The sequence below is a fragment of the Caulobacter sp. 602-1 genome (genome assembly GCF_003931565.1).
Lineage (GTDB): Bacteria > Pseudomonadota > Alphaproteobacteria > Caulobacterales > Caulobacteraceae > Caulobacter.
Genome location: NZ_RRYI01000002.1, coordinates 92,495 through 106,378 on the forward strand (window position 1 = coordinate 92,495; position 13,884 = coordinate 106,378).

Sequence of the window (13,884 nt, forward strand, 5' to 3'; positions counted from 1 at the left end):
CGAGAGGCCGCCCCTTTTCGCTTTGCGTTAGGGGGATCCATGGCGTCGTCGAGCGCCCGTCCGCTGGGCCTGTGGATGTGCACGGCCCTGGTCGTGGGCAACATGATCGGCTCGGGCGTCTTCATGTTGCCGGCCTCGCTGGCGCCCTATGGCTGGAACGCCGTCATCGCCTGGCTGGTGACCATCGGCGGCGCCCTGTGCCTGGCCTTCGTCTTCGCGCGCCTGGCCGAGGCCTTTCCCCGCGCCGGCGGACCGCTGGCCTACACGCAGGAAGCGTTCGGACCGACGGCCGGCTTCATGGTCGCCTGGGCCTACTGGATCTCGCTGTGGGTCGGCAACGCGGCCATCGCCACCGGTGGGGTCAGCTATCTGTCGGTGTTCTTTCCGGCGCTGGCCAAGGTTCCGGGGCTGGCCGCGCTGGTCACCGTCGCCGTGGTCTGGGCGCTGACGGCGGTCAACTGCTGGGGCTCCAGGTCGGCCGGGCGGCTGCAGGTGGTCGCGACGATCCTGAAGCTGCTTCCGCTGGTGGCGGTGGCGGGCCTGGCGGCCGTGATCCTGGCGCGCAGGGGCGGGGCGGCCGTGACGCCGTTCGAGCCGTCGCAATTGTCGGCCGGCGGGATCACCGCCGCCGCGACCCTGACCCTGTGGGCCCTGCTGGGGTTGGAATCGGCCACCGTGCCCGCCGACAAGGTGCATGAGCCGACCCGAACCATCCCGCGCGCCACCCTCTACGGCACGGCCTTCACGGGGCTGATCTATCTCGTCGTCTGCTCGGCGGTGGTGCTGCTGTCGCCCGCCGACCTGCTGAAAGGCTCCAACGCCCCGTTCGCCGACTTCGTCGGCTATCACGGCGGCGGCGACCTGCGGTTGGTTCTGGCCGCCTTCGCCGCGATCAGCGCCTTCGGCGCCCTGAACGGCTGGGTGCTGCTGCAGGGCGAGATGCCCTACGCCATGGCGATCGACGGGGTCTTCCCCGCCTGGCTGGGCAAGGCCGGCAAGCGCGGAACGCCCGTGCGGGCCCATGTCCTGTCCAGCGTCTTGCTGACCATCCTCGTGCTGATGAACTACGCCAAGTCGATGGCCGACCTGTTCACCTTCATCGCCCTGCTGGCCACCTCGGCCAGCCTGTTCGCCTATCTGTTCAGCGCCCTGGCGGCGTTGCGACTGCAACAGAAGCATCGGATGGACGCCTCGATGCTCCTGACCGCGCTGGCCATCGTGGCGGCGGTCTATTCGGCCTGGACGCTCTATGGCGCCGGCGCCCAGGCCACGCTGTGGGGCGTCGTGCTGCTGCTGGTCGGCCTGCCTGTCCGCGTTCTCACCGCCCGCGCGGCGCGTTCCGCTCTTCCGGAGACTGTCTCGTGAAGCTCGCCTCCCTCGCCCTGCTGGCCGTCCTGGTCCCCACCATCGCCAGCGCCCAGGTCTCCTATGTCCGCGCCGGCAAGCTGATCGACCCGCGGGCCGGCAAGGTGCTGACCGACCAGTTGATCCGCGTCGAGGGCGAGACGATCACCGCCGTCACGCCCTGGAAAACGGCGCCGACGGACGGCCCGCTGACGGATTGGAGCAAGCTGACCGTCCTGCCCGGCCTGATCGACATGCACACCCATCTGGTCGACCAGGAGCAGACCGAGAACATCGCCGAGCCGCTGCTGACCACGGCCGCCTACCAGTCGTTCATCGCCGCCGATCACGCCCGCAAGACCCTGATGGCCGGCTTCACCAGTGTGCGCGATGTCGGGACCTGGCGCGCGTTCGGCGACGTGGCGCTGCGCGACGCGATCAACAACGGTCTCGTCCCGGGTCCGCGCATGTCGGTGGCCGGCGCCTATATCACCGTCCCCGGCGGCGGCGGGGAGGTGACCGGCATCGCCGCCGACGTCGGCATCCCGGCCGAGATGCGGGTCGGGGTCGTGGAGGACGCCGCCGACACCCACCGCAAGGCGGCCAACATCCTGGCCCACAAGGCCGACTTTTTGAAACTGATCGCCACCGGCGCGGTGCTGACCGTCGGCACCGAACCGGGCCAGCTGGAGCTCTCCGAAGACGAGATCCGCGCCGCCGTCGAGGAGGCCGCCAAGCGCGGGACCTACGCCACCGCCCACGCCCACGGGGCCGAGGGCATGAAGGTCGCCATGCGGGCCGGCGTCCGCTCGATCGAGCACGGCTCGCTGATGGACGACGAGGCCATCGCCATGATGAAGGCCAAGGGCGTGTATCTGGTGGCCGACATCTATGACGGCGACTGGATCGACGAATACGGCAAGGCCCACGGCTGGCCCGCCGAGACCCTTCGCAAGAACTTTGAGACCACCGAGGCCCAGCGCGAGGGCTTCCGCAAGGCGGTGAAGGTCGGGGTCAAGATCGCCTACGGCACCGACTCCGGCGTCTATCCGCACGGTCTCAACGCCCGCCAGCTGCCCTATATGGTCAAGTACGGCATGACGCCGATGCAGGCGATCCAGTCGGCCACGACCGTAGCGGCCGAGCTGATGGGCAAGACCGGCAAGGTCGGCTGCGACGCGGCCGGCTGCTACGCCGACCTGATCGCGGTGTCCGGCGACCCGCTGGCGGACATCGGGATCCTGACCCGGATTCCCAAGGTCATGAAGGGCGGGGCGGTCGTGAAGGACGGCCCCTAGCCCGCTGTGAAATTCGGCACAGTCGACCGTGGCCCGGACCATGCATTGTGCATCGCAACGCAATTTGATTGTGCGATAGCGAAACAACTGTCATGTCGACGTGGTTAGTCACACGTTGAGTACGTCCAAGGAGGTCTCCATGACCGAGAATCACTACTATGTCCGCCCGGTCGCCGGTGTGTGGCATGTGACCTGGAACGACTCGGCCGAACTGATCGGCTGCTATTCCTCGCAGCACGAAGCCGAGGCCCTGGCCCAGCTGCTGGCCCGCCACATGCGCGAGCAGGGCCGCAAGGCCCAGGTCCACGTCGACGAGCCGGAAGTCCGCACGCCTTCGTGGGGCCGCAACCGCGCGGCGCACCAGGCGGCTGCGGCTTAAGCCAGCCAGCTCTCCAGAGCGCGCGTCACGACCGCGCGCGCCTCTTCCGGGCTGAAGGTGGCTGGGTCCAGGCACAGCTCCAGCCACAGGCCGTCGACGGTCGCCGTCAGGGCGATGGCGGCCAGGCGGGTGTCGGTCACGTTCGCCTCGCTCAGCAACTTTTCCAGACGCGCCCGGAAGTCCGCGTAGGACGCCGCGTGGATCGCGGCGATGCGCGGCTTGGTCTTCACCAGGCTCCAGAACCCGATCCAGGCGGCCAGCAGACGCGGATCCAGCACCGGCGGCGCGAAGCTGGCGCCGAGATAGCCCAGCAGACGCTCGCGCGGCGTCGGGCCGGCGGTCTCGAGCGCCGCGTCCAGCGCCGCGTCGATCCGCTGGCTGACGGCCTCGTAGGCCGCCGCGATAAGCTCGTCGACACCCTCGAAATAGTGCCGCAGCAGACCCGGCGAGACGCCGGCCTCGGCGCAGATCGCGCGCACCGAGGTTCCGCCGACGCCTTCGCGCGCCAGCACGGTCTCGGCGGCGGCCACGAGCGCTTGCCGGCGGACGTCGGCGGTCTCGCGGGTGAAGGCGGCGCGCAAGATCTAGCCCTCCCTCACCACCCCTCCGGCGGCCTTGCCATCCGAGCCTCCGGGATCAGCGCCCGCATCTTGCGGCCGAAGCTGCGCAAGGACACTTCGCTGGTCGCCAGCGGTCCGGCCGTGAAGGTGCGTGAGGCCATGCCCTGCTGCACGCGGGCCACCAGCTCGGTGTCCTCGGCGTTGACCTGCCGGTTGATGCGCCAGTTCAGATAGCGCGCCGCCTTCATCTCGCGCCGCTCGTCGGGAAGGGCGTAGGCGATCTCGCGGATCATCGTCTCCGTGGCCGAGATCGGGATGAACTGCATGAAGTCCACCTGGTCCGGATAGATGTCGAAGGCGAAGTTCGGCCAGAGCTTGAAATAGGTCCACAGCCGCTTGCGGTCGCCGGGCAGGTGCGGAACGTCGGGCAGGAGGTCCTGGTACAGGCGCTCGGACGGGCTCTCCGACGGCTCGTCGATCAGCTGGCCCCACATCTTGTCGACGAAGGTGTGGGCCTCGACGCCGTAGCCCTTGCCGAACAGCCGCGTCAGGCCCGGGTGGGCGACGGGGATGTGCAGCCCGTCCGAATAGTTGTCGCTGATGTTCTTCCAATTGACCGTGCGCGGCCGCAGCGTCACGCGGCCGAACGGCTGCAGGTCCTCGAAGCGGTAGTGGGCGACCTCATCCTCGTAGGGGGCCATCATCGTGGCCACCGAGGGGCCTTCGCCCTCGATCCGCACGAAGACGAAGCCACGCCAGATCTCGGTCTCGATCGTGGCCAGGCCCTCCTTGGCCATGTCCAGCGCCGGATAGTCGTCGCGCATCGGCACGCCGATCAGCCGGCCTTCCAGGTCGTAGGTCCAGGCGTGGTAGGGGCAGACGATCCGCCCGCCGCAGCGGCCGACCGGGCCGTCCAGCAGCCGCGCACCCCGGTGGCGGCAGACATTGGCGAAGGCGCGCACCCCGCCGTCCTTGCCGCGCAAGACCACCAGGCTCTCGCCGACGAAGTCGAAGGTGTGGAAGTCGCCGGCCTTCGGGATGTCGTTCAGGTGACAAACGATCTGCCACGACGGCCGGAAGATCTTGTCCTGCTCCTCGCGAAAGAAGCGCTCGGAGCCGTAGATCCAGCCGGGCAGGCCCCAGTCGGCCTGGGGGTCGTCGTTGGGGATGGCGGTCACTGGCCCCCTCCGCGCTGCGCGCTCCTCCCCCGGAGGGGGAAGAAGGTCGCGGGCTTCCTTCTGCCCCCTTCGGGGGCGGACGACCGCGAAGCGGTCAGGTAGGGGCCAGTGCCAGGCATGGTCATCGCCCCACCACCGACAGCTTGACCGCCGTGGCGAAGTCCTTGTCGCGCAGGATCTCCCGCGCCGCGTTCCGCCCTGGATTGCCCGACACCCCGCCGCCGGGATGCGCGCCCGCGCCGCACATGTAGAGGCCCTTGATCGGCGCGCGGTGGCTGGCGTGGCCCAGGAACGGGCGGGTCGCCCACAGCTGATCCAGCGACATGTGGCCGTGCATGATGTCGCCGCCGATCAGGCCGAACTTCCGCTCCAGATCCAGCGGCGACAGGATCGTGCGGCCCAGCACCGAGGCCTTGAAGCCCGGCGCCCAGCGCTCGACCGTGTCGACGATCAGGTCGGCGGCGGCTTCGCGCTCATCGTCCCACGACCGGCCGTTCGGCAGTTCCGGCGCGAACTGCTGGCAGAACAGGCTGGCCACGTGCTGGCCCGGAGGGGCGAGGGAGGTGTCGATGGTCGAGGGGATCAGCATCTCGACGATCGGAGCCTTGCTGATCCCGTCCGCCTTGGCGTCGCGATAGGCCGCGTCCATGTAGTCGAGGCTGGGGGCGATCACGATGCCCGACTGGTGGTGCTCGGCGGCGTCCTTGCCGGGCAGGCAGGTGAAGCTGGGCAGCTCCGACAGCGCCACGTTCATCCGGAAGGTGCCCGAGCCGTTCTTGTAGCCGTCGACCGTCTTGCGGAAGTCGGCGGTCAGGGCCGACGGCGGGACCAGCTTTTTGTACAGTAGGGCCGGATTGACATTGGCGCTGACGATCGGGGCCATGATCTGGCGGCCGTCGACCAGTTGCACGCCGACTGCTTTAGCGCCGTCGATATGGACGCCCTCGACCGGCGCGTTCAGCAGGATCTCGACGCCCGCCGCCTCGCACGCCTTCGCCATCGCCTGGGTGATGGAGCCCATGCCGCCGACCGCGTGGCCCCAGGCGCCCTTCTTGCCATTCACCTCGCCGAAGGTGTGGTGCAGCAGCACATAGGCCGATCCCGGCGAGTCCGGGCTGGCGAAGTTGCCGACCACGGCGTCGAAGCCGAAGGCGGCCTTGACCGCGTCGCTCTCGAACCAGCCGTCCAGCACGTCGCGGGCGCTCTTGGTGAACAGGTCCAAGAGGTCGCGCTTCCTCTGCCGGGAAAGCATGGCCAGGCGACCGCCCTGGCGCAAGGCTCGCAGCGCGCCGGGCAGGCCGTCGCCCAGGTTCGGCGGCGTCTCCTGGGCGAAGTCGCGCAGCACGTCGCCGATCTCGTCCAGCATGGCGTAGTAGGCCGGCAGCACCTCGGCGTCGCGATAGCTGAACTTGCGGAACGCTTCCTGGGTGCGCTCCAGTCCGCCGCCCAGCTTCAGATAGCGCTCGTCGCTGATCGGCAGGAAGTTCGAGATCGGCCGTTCCAGGAAGGTCAGGCCGTAGTCGTGCAGGCCCATGTCGGCGATCACCCGCGGGTTCAGCAGGCTGACCGTGTAGCTGGCCACGGAGTTGCGGAAGCCGGGGTGGAATTCCTCGGTCACCGCCGCCCCGCCGACCACGCCGCGCGCCTCGCAGACCGTGACCTTCAGCCCGGCCTTGGCCAGGTAGAAGGCGCAGACCAGGCCGTTGTGGCCGCCGCCGATGATCACGGCGTCGCGGGTGGTGGTTTCGGCCATGGTGTCGCTCTCCCCAGAATAGGCGGAGAGGTTGCTATACGATCGTACAATAGGCAAGCGGCGGGCGGGCCTCTGGTTAGGTGCCATGCCGCTCACGTTCCTATCGGCTACGCAGTAGCCGCTGGCCACCGGTTCTCGATAAACCGACGAGGCGAGGCATCTCGCGCGAAGACACGCTCAGTCGCCTGCTTCGTACTTGCATCGTTCAGTCGGCCCAGCAGCAGTTTTGGATCGGCTTTCCGTAGTGCGTCCGCAGTTAACTCTCCACGCGTGGCCATGAACGCCTTTGTGGGCGAAATCGGCAAAATCACTGCGAGATTGGGATTGTCGATACCGCCGGCGAAGGTGCAGGGACAGTCGGCGAGTAGTAGGTGATGTCTGCACACGCTAAAATCCCAGACCCACCAGCGCAGTCGCAACAATTTATTGCCTATGCCCTGGTCGTTGAGCAGCTCATGGAAGAACGAAAGGCCGAAGTTCTCAATCGCGCCGGGGAAGTGCTTTTCCGTCCACTCCTCCAGCGTGGCCGGTGCCCCCGGCATGGCGATGGCATCGTATTCATCAGGCTGCTCGGCCAAGGATTTCCTCAGCAAAGCTTCTGACTCGCTCCTCAGATACAAGACGGTGCTTGGCTGGCGCAGTTGTAGAGACATGATGAAGCGCACCCACGCGGACCGTTCCTCGATGGTCAGCACACCGAGTTGTCCAGCCTCTAGCTTGTCTCGCACCTTGCTCGCGTCATTATCTACTGACTGAAGCACAACCTTCTCGATGGCGTGTTTGTCCATGCCGGCGACTTTGTCGCGCGTAAGCGACAGCATGTCTTCCAAGTAGCCGTTGCCCTTCGGCACCTGCCGGTATGTCTCGAACCGTCCGGACTTCATCCGGAAGACCTGAAGCTCGCCGCTGCTGTCGGTCCATGGACGCTGGAGGAATTGAGGGACGAAGTGATTGCGCATGCCGGTATCTAGAGCCTGAGTCACCAGCGCGTGAGCGCGACATTTGGATCGACGCCGCGAGTGGCCGCGAATGGCAAGCTCTCGCGTAAGCCAGGGATGCTGTGCTGAGCTCCTAAGCCCCCTCCGCCTTGCCCCGCGCCGTCAGCCAGTACATCACCGGCGTCGCCACCCGGCTCAGCAGCGTCGAGGTGATCAGCCCGCCGATGATGGCGATGGCCAGGGGCGAGTAGAGGCCCGACCGCTCCAGGGCCAGCGGCAGCAGCCCGCCGATAGCCGTCACCGAGGTCAGCAGCACCGGCAGGAAGCGGACCTCGCCGGCCTTCTCGATGGCGTCGTGCAGGTTCATGCCCTCGCGGCGCAGCTGTTCGGTGAAGTCGACCAGCAGGATCGAGTTCTTGATCTCGATGCCGATCAGGGCGATCACGCCGATCGTGGCGGTGAACGACAGCGAATAGCCGGTCAGGGCCAGGGCCAGCACCGCGCCGAACACCCCGAACGGGATGATGCCGGCCACGACCAGGGCGGTCTTGAACTTCTGGAACTCCAGGACCAGCACGGCCAGGATCCCGAACACCGCCACCAGCACCGCCGCGCCAAGGCCGGCGAAGCTTTCCGACGCGGCCTCGGCCTCGCCGCCCAGCGACAGGCGATAGCCCGGCGGCAGCGGCAGGTCCTTGTTCAGCCGGGCCAGGGCGTCCTGGGTCACGCCCGAGGCCAGGAAGCCGGTGCGGACCCAGGCGCTGACGGTCACGGTCCGCTCGCGGTCGAAGCGGTCGATGCGCGAGGGGCTGGACTTCAGGCGGGGGGTGGCGATGGCGTCCAGCGGCGCGGCCAGGCCGTCGGCGGTCGGGACATAGACCCCCTTCAGGGCCGAGAGCGGATTGCGCGCCGCGCCGTCGGCCTGGGCCATCGGCAGCCGCACCTTGACCGCGTAGTCGTCGCCGTCCGGGTCGCGGAAGCGGGCGGTTTCCTCGCCGGACAGGGCCAGGCGGGCGATGCGCCGCGTGGCGCCGGCCTGGACGCCCAGGGCGGCGGCCTTGGCCTCGTCGACGCCGAGGTCGAGGTCGGTGCGGTCCAGGCGGACGGGGTTGGTGACGTCGCGGGTTCCGGGCGTGGCCTTCAGGATCGCCTCGGCCCGGGCGGCCAGGGCCTTCAGCACCTCGAGGTTCTGCCCCGTGACGCGCACGGCGACCGGCGCGTCGATCGGCGGGCCGTTCTCGAAGGTCTGCACGCTGATCCGCGCGCCGGGATAGTCGGCGAAGGCCTTGCGCAGGCGGTCCAGCACCTGCTCGCTACGGCCCGGCTCCCAGCGCTTGAGGCTGACGAACACCTCGGCGAAGGTCGTGGCGCTCTCGCGCTGGCTCTTGTTGTAGAAGATCTGCGGGTTGCCGCGGCCAAGGTTGGCGGCTTCCCAGATGACGTCCGGCTCGGCGCGGACGCGCTGCTCGACATAGCGCAGCACCTGGTCGGTGCGGGCCAGGGACGTCCCGTCGGGCGTCTCGATGCGGATCAGGAACTGCGGCGTCTCGGCGGCCGGGAACAGCGACGAGCCGACCAGTTTCACCAGCGGGAAGGTGGTCAGGCAGATGGCCAGCAGGATGGCCATGGCCACCCACGGCCGGGCCAGGGCGCGGTGCAGCACAGGCCGATAGAAGCGATGGATGCCGTTGTTGACCGCCCGCAGCAGGGCGTTGCCCTCGGGATCGGAGTGCTTGTCCAGCAGGCGGCTGGCCAGGAACGGGATGATGGTCATCGACACGAAGAGCGAGGCGGCGATGGTGCACAGCACCGTCACCGGCAGCGACTTGATATAGGCCCCCGAGCCGGCCGGCAGGGCCATCAGCGGCAGGAAGGCCAGCATCAGCGTCGCCGTGCAGCCCAGCACCGCCAGGCTGATCTGGCGGGTGCCGTTGATCGCCGCGTCGACCCGGTCCTCGCCCTCGCGCACCCGGCGGGCGATGTTCTCGGTGATGACGATGCTGTCGTCGACCAGCAGGCCCAGGGCCAGCACGAAGCCGGCGATCGACAGCTGGTTCAGGGTGAAGCCCAGCGCCTGCAGCATGGTCAGGCCGATCAGCAGGGAAAGCGGGATCGACACCATCACCACCAGGCCGGCGCGCGGCCCCAGCGGCAGCAGGGTGATCAGGACGAGGCACAGGGCGATGCCGAAATCGCGGAACAGGTTGTTCAGCCGATGCTTGACGTTCTCGGCCTGGACGAAGCCGCGCTCCATCTTCACCCCGGCGGGCAGGGTCTTCTCGTAGTCGTCCAGCACCCGTTGCACGCCCTTGGTGATCTTGGCGACGTCCTGGCCGTCCTTCTGGTTGACGGTCAGGAAGATGGCGCGCTTGCCGTTGAAGCGGGTCAGGTGGGTCGGCTCGGCCTGGGCCCAGGCCACCTGGGCGACGTCGCGCACGCGGGTGACCTGGCCGCCCAGCGAGCGGACGGGCGTGTCGCCGATGGTGGCCAGATCGTGGAAGGCCCCGCCGGACTTGACGTTGAAGCGCCGCTCTCCGGCCTGGACCGCGCCGATCGGCGCCTCGGCGCCGGCCGACTTCAGGGCGTCGACGACGGCGGTGGGCGGCAGCTTCAGGGCCGACAGGCGGGCGAGATCCAGCGTGACCTGCACCTCGGACGGCGGCGCGCCCCAGTACTTGGCCTCGCGCACGCCCGGCACTCGGTCCAGCCGCTCGCGCAGCCGGTCGGCGGTCTTCTCCAGGCGGCGCATCGGCAGGATGTCGGAGGTGAGGGCGACCTGGACGATCGACACCTCGGTGGTGCGGATCCGCTCGATCTCCAGCCGCTGGACGCCGGCCGGCAGGTTGCCGCGGATGGCGTTCACCTCGCGCACCACCTGGTCGAACTTGCGCTCGGTGTCGACGTCCCAGGTGAAGTGGACGCGGATGATGGCCGAGCCGTCCACGGCGGTCGACTCGACCTTGTCGATGTCGTCGAGGCCGTCGACGGCGTCCTCGATCGGGTCGACGATCAGCTGCTCGATCTCCGACGGCTCGGCGCCGGGCAGCACCGCGCGGACGATGACGATCGGCGTCGGGAAGTGCGGGTCTTCCGAGCGCGGCACGTTGTTGAAGGCGTTGATCCCCAGCATGATCAGCAGGCCGAAGGCGACCAGGGTGAACTGCCAGCGACGGACGGCGAAGGTCGCGAGATCGAACTTCACGGCTTACTGACCCCTGGAGGCGTCGAGACGCTTGGGATCGATGACTCGCACGGCCTCGCCATCGGCGACGAAGCCGGCCCCGGCCGTGATCACCTGGGCGCCGTCGGGCAGGCCCGAGACCAGGGCGTCGTCGCCGTCGAAGCCGCCGAAGCCGACGGCCATGCGCCGGGCCTTGCCGTGGTCGAACCGGTAGACGAAGGCGCGCTGGCCGTTGGCCTCCAGCACCGCCTCGGCGGGGATGCGGGCATAGGCCGTCGTGGCGCCCGGCGCGGTGCGAACCGACAGCGTGGCGTGGGCGACCTGGCCGCTGCGCAGGGCGGCGGGCGGGGCGGAGAGCTCGATCTCGACGCTGATGGCGCCGGTGCGGGTGTCGGCGGCCTCGCCGACGCGGGTGACGCGACCGGACAGGGTCTGCTCCGCGAGGTCCTCGACCCGAACCCGCGCCACATCGCCGACCCGCACCCGCGCGGCTTCCCGCGCCGAGAGCGGCAGGCGCAGGACCAGCGGACTGGAGAGATCGGCGATCCGCGCCACCACCTGGCCGGCCGCGACGACCTCGCCCGCCTGGGCGCGACGCTCCAGCACCACGCCCGAGGCCGGCGAAACGAGGCTGGCCCAGCGGCGGTCGAAGCGGGCGGCGTCATAGGCGGCCTGGGCGGCTTTCAGCGCGCTCGTACGATCGTCGATGCGCTGGCGGCTGACATAGCCCTTCTCGAACAGGGTCTTGTCGCGCTCGATGTCGCGGCGGGCGCGCTCCAGGTCGGCCATGGTCTGCTGCTGACGAGCGTCGACCCCGGCCGGGTCGATGGCGGCGACCAGCTGGCCGGCCGAGACGCGGTCGCCGGCCTCGACCTTCATGGCCGTCAGCACGCCGGGGATGCGGAAGGACAGCGCCATCTCGCGGCGACGCTCCAGCGTGCCAGCTCCCGTCACCGAACCCGCCGCGCCGGGGGCGGCGACGCGGGCGGCCTCGACCGGAGTCGGCGGCGTCGTCGCCTCGGTCCTGGCCTTGCCGTCACAGGCCGCCAGCGCCGTCGTCATCAGCAGCGCCGCCAGGGGAGGGAGCGGTGTTCGCCACATAAGCTGTTCCAAATCGATCGATGATAAGTTATCAGTGATCGATAGCGAGGGCTTGTCAAGCTTGGATAGCAGTGGTCAACGACCGTCGATGAAGTCTCCCCAAACGCGTTCCCCGCGTAAACCCAAGGGCCATGGCGCCGAGCGCCGCGAGGAAATCCTCGACGCCGCCCAGAGCCTGTTCGCCCAGAAGGGCGTCCACGCGGTCTCGACCCGCCAGATCGCCGAGATCGCCGGCATCTCGCAGCCGGCCCTCTACGCCTATTTCACCACCAAGGACGATATCGCCGCCGAGCTGTGCGTGCGGGCCTTCGCGATCCTGGGCCAGCGGATGGCCGACGCGCGGGTCGGCTACACCCCGACCACCGAGAATTTCGATCGCTGCCTGCGGGTCTATATCGACTTCGGCCTCGACCATCCCGACGCCTACCGAGTGGCCTTCATGCTGGAGAAAAGCATCGACGGCTCGTTTCTGGAAAAGACCGGCGGAAAGCCGATGGCCGCCGGCAAGGAAGTCTTCCAGGTGTTCGTCGAGATGGTCGGCGAGCTGCACGCCGGCGGGCTGATGGCCGGCGACGACGTGATGGCCGCGACCCAGTCGCTGTGGGCCGGGCTGCACGGCCTGGTCTCGCTGCTGATCGCCCGGCCGGAATTTCCCTGGATCGAACGCGAGACGTTGATCGCCACCCATGTGGCCATGCTGCGCAGAGGCGCGCTCAAGTAGGGGCGTTGAAGTAGAAGGCTCGGACCTCTAAGTGAGCGCCTCGCTCTTTCGGGAAGGATCCCCATGGCCCAGCTCCTGCCGCTCCAATCGTTCAGCCTGCAGGAGACCGACGACGGCTACCGCCTGCTGGTCTCGGCCATCGGCGGCGAGTCGCTCTACGTCTCGATCACCCCCGACCAGATGGACGACATCATCGACAGCCTCGAGAACGCCATGGGCGGCGAGGGTGAAGGCGAAGAGGGCGAGGACGACGCCGAGTTCTGAGGCCAGACGCCGCCCTCTGTCGGCTATTTGTCCTCGCCGTCGAGGAAGACGTAGATCACCGCGATCCGGCCGTCGCGGACAAGGATGAAGTCGTGGCCGGCATAGCGCGGCGGCTCGCCGACCGGACCCGAGACCCACGACAGTCGACCGGCGTCATGGCTGGCCTGGGCGGGCGAGGTCTCGGTATAGGCGAAGGTCGGGTGCGAGGCTCGGATGACGCCGGCGATCCTGTCGATCGCCTCGCGGCCGTGGTGACCCTCGCCATCCGGGCCGTAGAATACCGCATCCTCGGCGTAGAGTTCGTCGATCGCGGCCCGGCGGCGGGCCGGATCGCCCTCGCCGAACACCTCGTGCAGGTTGCGGGTCAGCAGTTGTTCGATGGTCATCTGAAGTCTCCTCAGACCTGGGTCATGCCGCCGTCGACGAACAGCTCGGCGCCGGCGATGAACGAGGCGTCGCTGGACGCCAGGAAGGTGACGGCCTTGGCGATCTCGGACGGGTCGCCGACGCGGCCCAGCGGGATCTGGCTGGCCATGGCGTCGAGCAGGCCCTGCTGGGCGGCGGCGTCCGGACCGGCCAGCTCGACCAGGCCCGGCGTCTTGATCGGCCCCGGCGAGACGACATTGACGCGGATCTGGCGGTCCTTGAGGTCGTTCGTCCAGCCGCGCGCCAGGTTGCGCACCGCGGCCTTGCTGGCGCCGTAGACGCTGAACGCCGGCGTGCCGTCCGAGCCCGCCGTCGAGCCGATCAGCACGATCGCGCCGCCGTCGCGCAGCAAGGGCAGGGCCTTCTGCACGGTGAAGATCACGCCCTTCACGTTGCGGCCGAAGGTGTCCTCGTAGTGCTCTTCAGTGATCGCGCCCAGCGGCAGCATCGACCCGCCGCCGGCGTTGGGCACCAGCACGTCGATATGGGCGTGGCGCCGCTGGACGGTGTCGTACAGCGTGTCGAGATCGGCCAGCTTGGAGGCGTCGCCCTGCACGCCGGTCACGTCGCCGCCGATCGCCTTCACGGCGGCGGCCAGTTCGGCCTCGCGGCGGCCGGTCACGTAAACCGCGGCGCCGAGCTCGGAAAAGCGCTTGGCCGTGGCCAGGCCGATGCCGCTGGCCCCGCCGGTGACCACGACCACCTTGCCCTCGAAAGTCTTGTTCATCGTCTTCATCCTTG

Annotated in this window: 13 protein-coding genes and 1 pseudogene; 5 read left to right on the forward strand and 9 right to left on the reverse strand. The window is 68.8% G+C overall.

The window, feature by feature from the left end; genetic code table 11:
* Positions 1–39 precede the first annotated feature (39 nt).
* The 3 genes from EIK80_RS05195 (at position 40) to EIK80_RS05205 (ending at position 3,021) form a co-directional block, all read left to right on the forward strand.
* A complete protein-coding gene (locus EIK80_RS05195; RefSeq protein WP_125155930.1) occupies positions 40–1,365 on the forward strand; it encodes an amino acid permease in 1,326 nt (441 codons plus the stop codon).
* On the forward strand, positions 1,362–2,642 hold the full coding sequence (locus EIK80_RS05200; RefSeq protein WP_125155931.1) for an amidohydrolase family protein: 1,281 nt from the start codon (positions 1,362–1,364) through the stop codon (positions 2,640–2,642). Before EIK80_RS05195 ends, EIK80_RS05200 begins: the two co-directional genes overlap by 4 nt.
* 139 nt (positions 2,643–2,781) lie before the next feature.
* Positions 2,782–3,021: a hypothetical protein gene (locus EIK80_RS05205; protein WP_125155932.1), complete on the forward strand. Its 240-nt coding sequence runs from the start codon at positions 2,782–2,784 to the stop codon at positions 3,019–3,021.
* Here the strand turns inward: EIK80_RS05205 and EIK80_RS05210 are convergent.
* From EIK80_RS05210 to EIK80_RS05235, 7 genes and pseudogenes are all read right to left on the reverse strand, one after another.
* Positions 3,018–3,605 carry a TetR/AcrR family transcriptional regulator gene (locus tag EIK80_RS05210; RefSeq protein WP_125155933.1) on the reverse strand — a complete coding sequence of 196 codons (588 nt, stop codon included), beginning with the start codon at positions 3,603–3,605 and terminating at the stop codon, positions 3,018–3,020. The genes EIK80_RS05205 and EIK80_RS05210 overlap by 4 nt on opposite strands.
* Positions 3,606–3,616: 11 nt before the next feature.
* Positions 3,617–4,759 (reverse strand): aromatic ring-hydroxylating dioxygenase subunit alpha, encoded by a 1,143-nt coding sequence (locus EIK80_RS05215; protein WP_125155934.1) that lies wholly within the window; start codon positions 4,757–4,759, stop codon positions 3,617–3,619.
* Between the two features lie 3 nt (positions 4,760–4,762).
* Positions 4,763–4,843: pseudogene (locus EIK80_RS26605) on the reverse strand (hypothetical protein); the annotation flags it as partial.
* A 37-nt stretch (positions 4,844–4,880) separates the two neighbouring features.
* Positions 4,881–6,512, reverse strand: a complete 1,632-nt coding sequence (locus tag EIK80_RS05220) for an NAD(P)/FAD-dependent oxidoreductase (protein WP_125155935.1) — start codon at positions 6,510–6,512, stop codon at positions 4,881–4,883.
* 107 nt (positions 6,513–6,619) lie between these two features.
* Complete coding sequence (locus tag EIK80_RS05225; protein ID WP_125155936.1) at positions 6,620–7,471, reverse strand: DUF4238 domain-containing protein; 852 nt, start codon at positions 7,469–7,471, stop codon at positions 6,620–6,622.
* Between the two features lie 112 nt (positions 7,472–7,583).
* On the reverse strand, positions 7,584–10,652 hold the full coding sequence (locus EIK80_RS05230; RefSeq protein ID WP_125155937.1) for an efflux RND transporter permease subunit: 3,069 nt from the start codon (positions 10,650–10,652) through the stop codon (positions 7,584–7,586).
* Positions 10,653–10,655: 3 nt separating this feature from the next.
* The gene (locus tag EIK80_RS05235) at positions 10,656–11,744 is read right to left on the reverse strand and encodes an efflux RND transporter periplasmic adaptor subunit (RefSeq protein WP_199743388.1); all 1,089 of its coding nucleotides are present in this window, start codon (positions 11,742–11,744) and stop codon (positions 10,656–10,658) included.
* Between the two features lie 76 nt (positions 11,745–11,820).
* On the opposite strand from EIK80_RS05235, the gene EIK80_RS05240 reads away from it, so the two are divergent.
* The gene (locus tag EIK80_RS05240; protein WP_125155939.1) at positions 11,821–12,453 is read left to right on the forward strand and encodes a TetR/AcrR family transcriptional regulator; all 633 of its coding nucleotides are present in this window, start codon (positions 11,821–11,823) and stop codon (positions 12,451–12,453) included.
* 63 nt (positions 12,454–12,516) lie between these two features.
* Positions 12,517–12,717, forward strand: coding sequence for a hypothetical protein (locus EIK80_RS05245; RefSeq protein WP_125155940.1), 201 nt, complete (start codon positions 12,517–12,519; stop codon positions 12,715–12,717).
* A 23-nt stretch (positions 12,718–12,740) separates the two neighbouring features.
* On the opposite strand, the gene EIK80_RS05250 is transcribed toward EIK80_RS05245, so the two are convergent.
* Both EIK80_RS05250 and EIK80_RS05255 read right to left on the reverse strand, forming a co-directional pair.
* Complete coding sequence (locus EIK80_RS05250; RefSeq protein WP_125155941.1) at positions 12,741–13,103, reverse strand: nuclear transport factor 2 family protein; 363 nt, start codon at positions 13,101–13,103, stop codon at positions 12,741–12,743.
* A gap of 11 nt (positions 13,104–13,114) precedes the next feature.
* On the reverse strand, positions 13,115–13,870 hold the full coding sequence (locus tag EIK80_RS05255) for an SDR family NAD(P)-dependent oxidoreductase (RefSeq protein WP_125155942.1): 756 nt from the start codon (positions 13,868–13,870) through the stop codon (positions 13,115–13,117).
* Between the last annotated feature and the right edge of the window lie 14 nt (positions 13,871–13,884).

Coding starts and splice junctions, on each gene's coding strand:
- EIK80_RS05195 (WP_125155930.1), top strand. CDS start 40: ATGGCGTCGTCGAGCGCCCGTCCGCTGGGCCTGTGGATGTGCACGGCC.
- EIK80_RS05245 (WP_125155940.1), top strand. CDS start 12,517: ATGGCCCAGCTCCTGCCGCTCCAATCGTTCAGCCTGCAGGAGACCGAC.
- EIK80_RS05250 (WP_125155941.1), bottom strand. CDS start 13,103: ATGACCATCGAACAACTGCTGACCCGCAACCTGCACGAGGTGTTCGGC.
- EIK80_RS05225 (WP_125155936.1), bottom strand. CDS start 7,471: ATGCGCAATCACTTCGTCCCTCAATTCCTCCAGCGTCCATGGACCGAC.
- EIK80_RS05255 (WP_125155942.1), bottom strand. CDS start 13,870: ATGAACAAGACTTTCGAGGGCAAGGTGGTCGTGGTCACCGGCGGGGCC.
- EIK80_RS05240 (WP_125155939.1), top strand. CDS start 11,821: ATGAAGTCTCCCCAAACGCGTTCCCCGCGTAAACCCAAGGGCCATGGC.
- EIK80_RS05220 (WP_125155935.1), bottom strand. CDS start 6,512: ATGGCCGAAACCACCACCCGCGACGCCGTGATCATCGGCGGCGGCCAC.
- EIK80_RS05205 (WP_125155932.1), top strand. CDS start 2,782: ATGACCGAGAATCACTACTATGTCCGCCCGGTCGCCGGTGTGTGGCAT.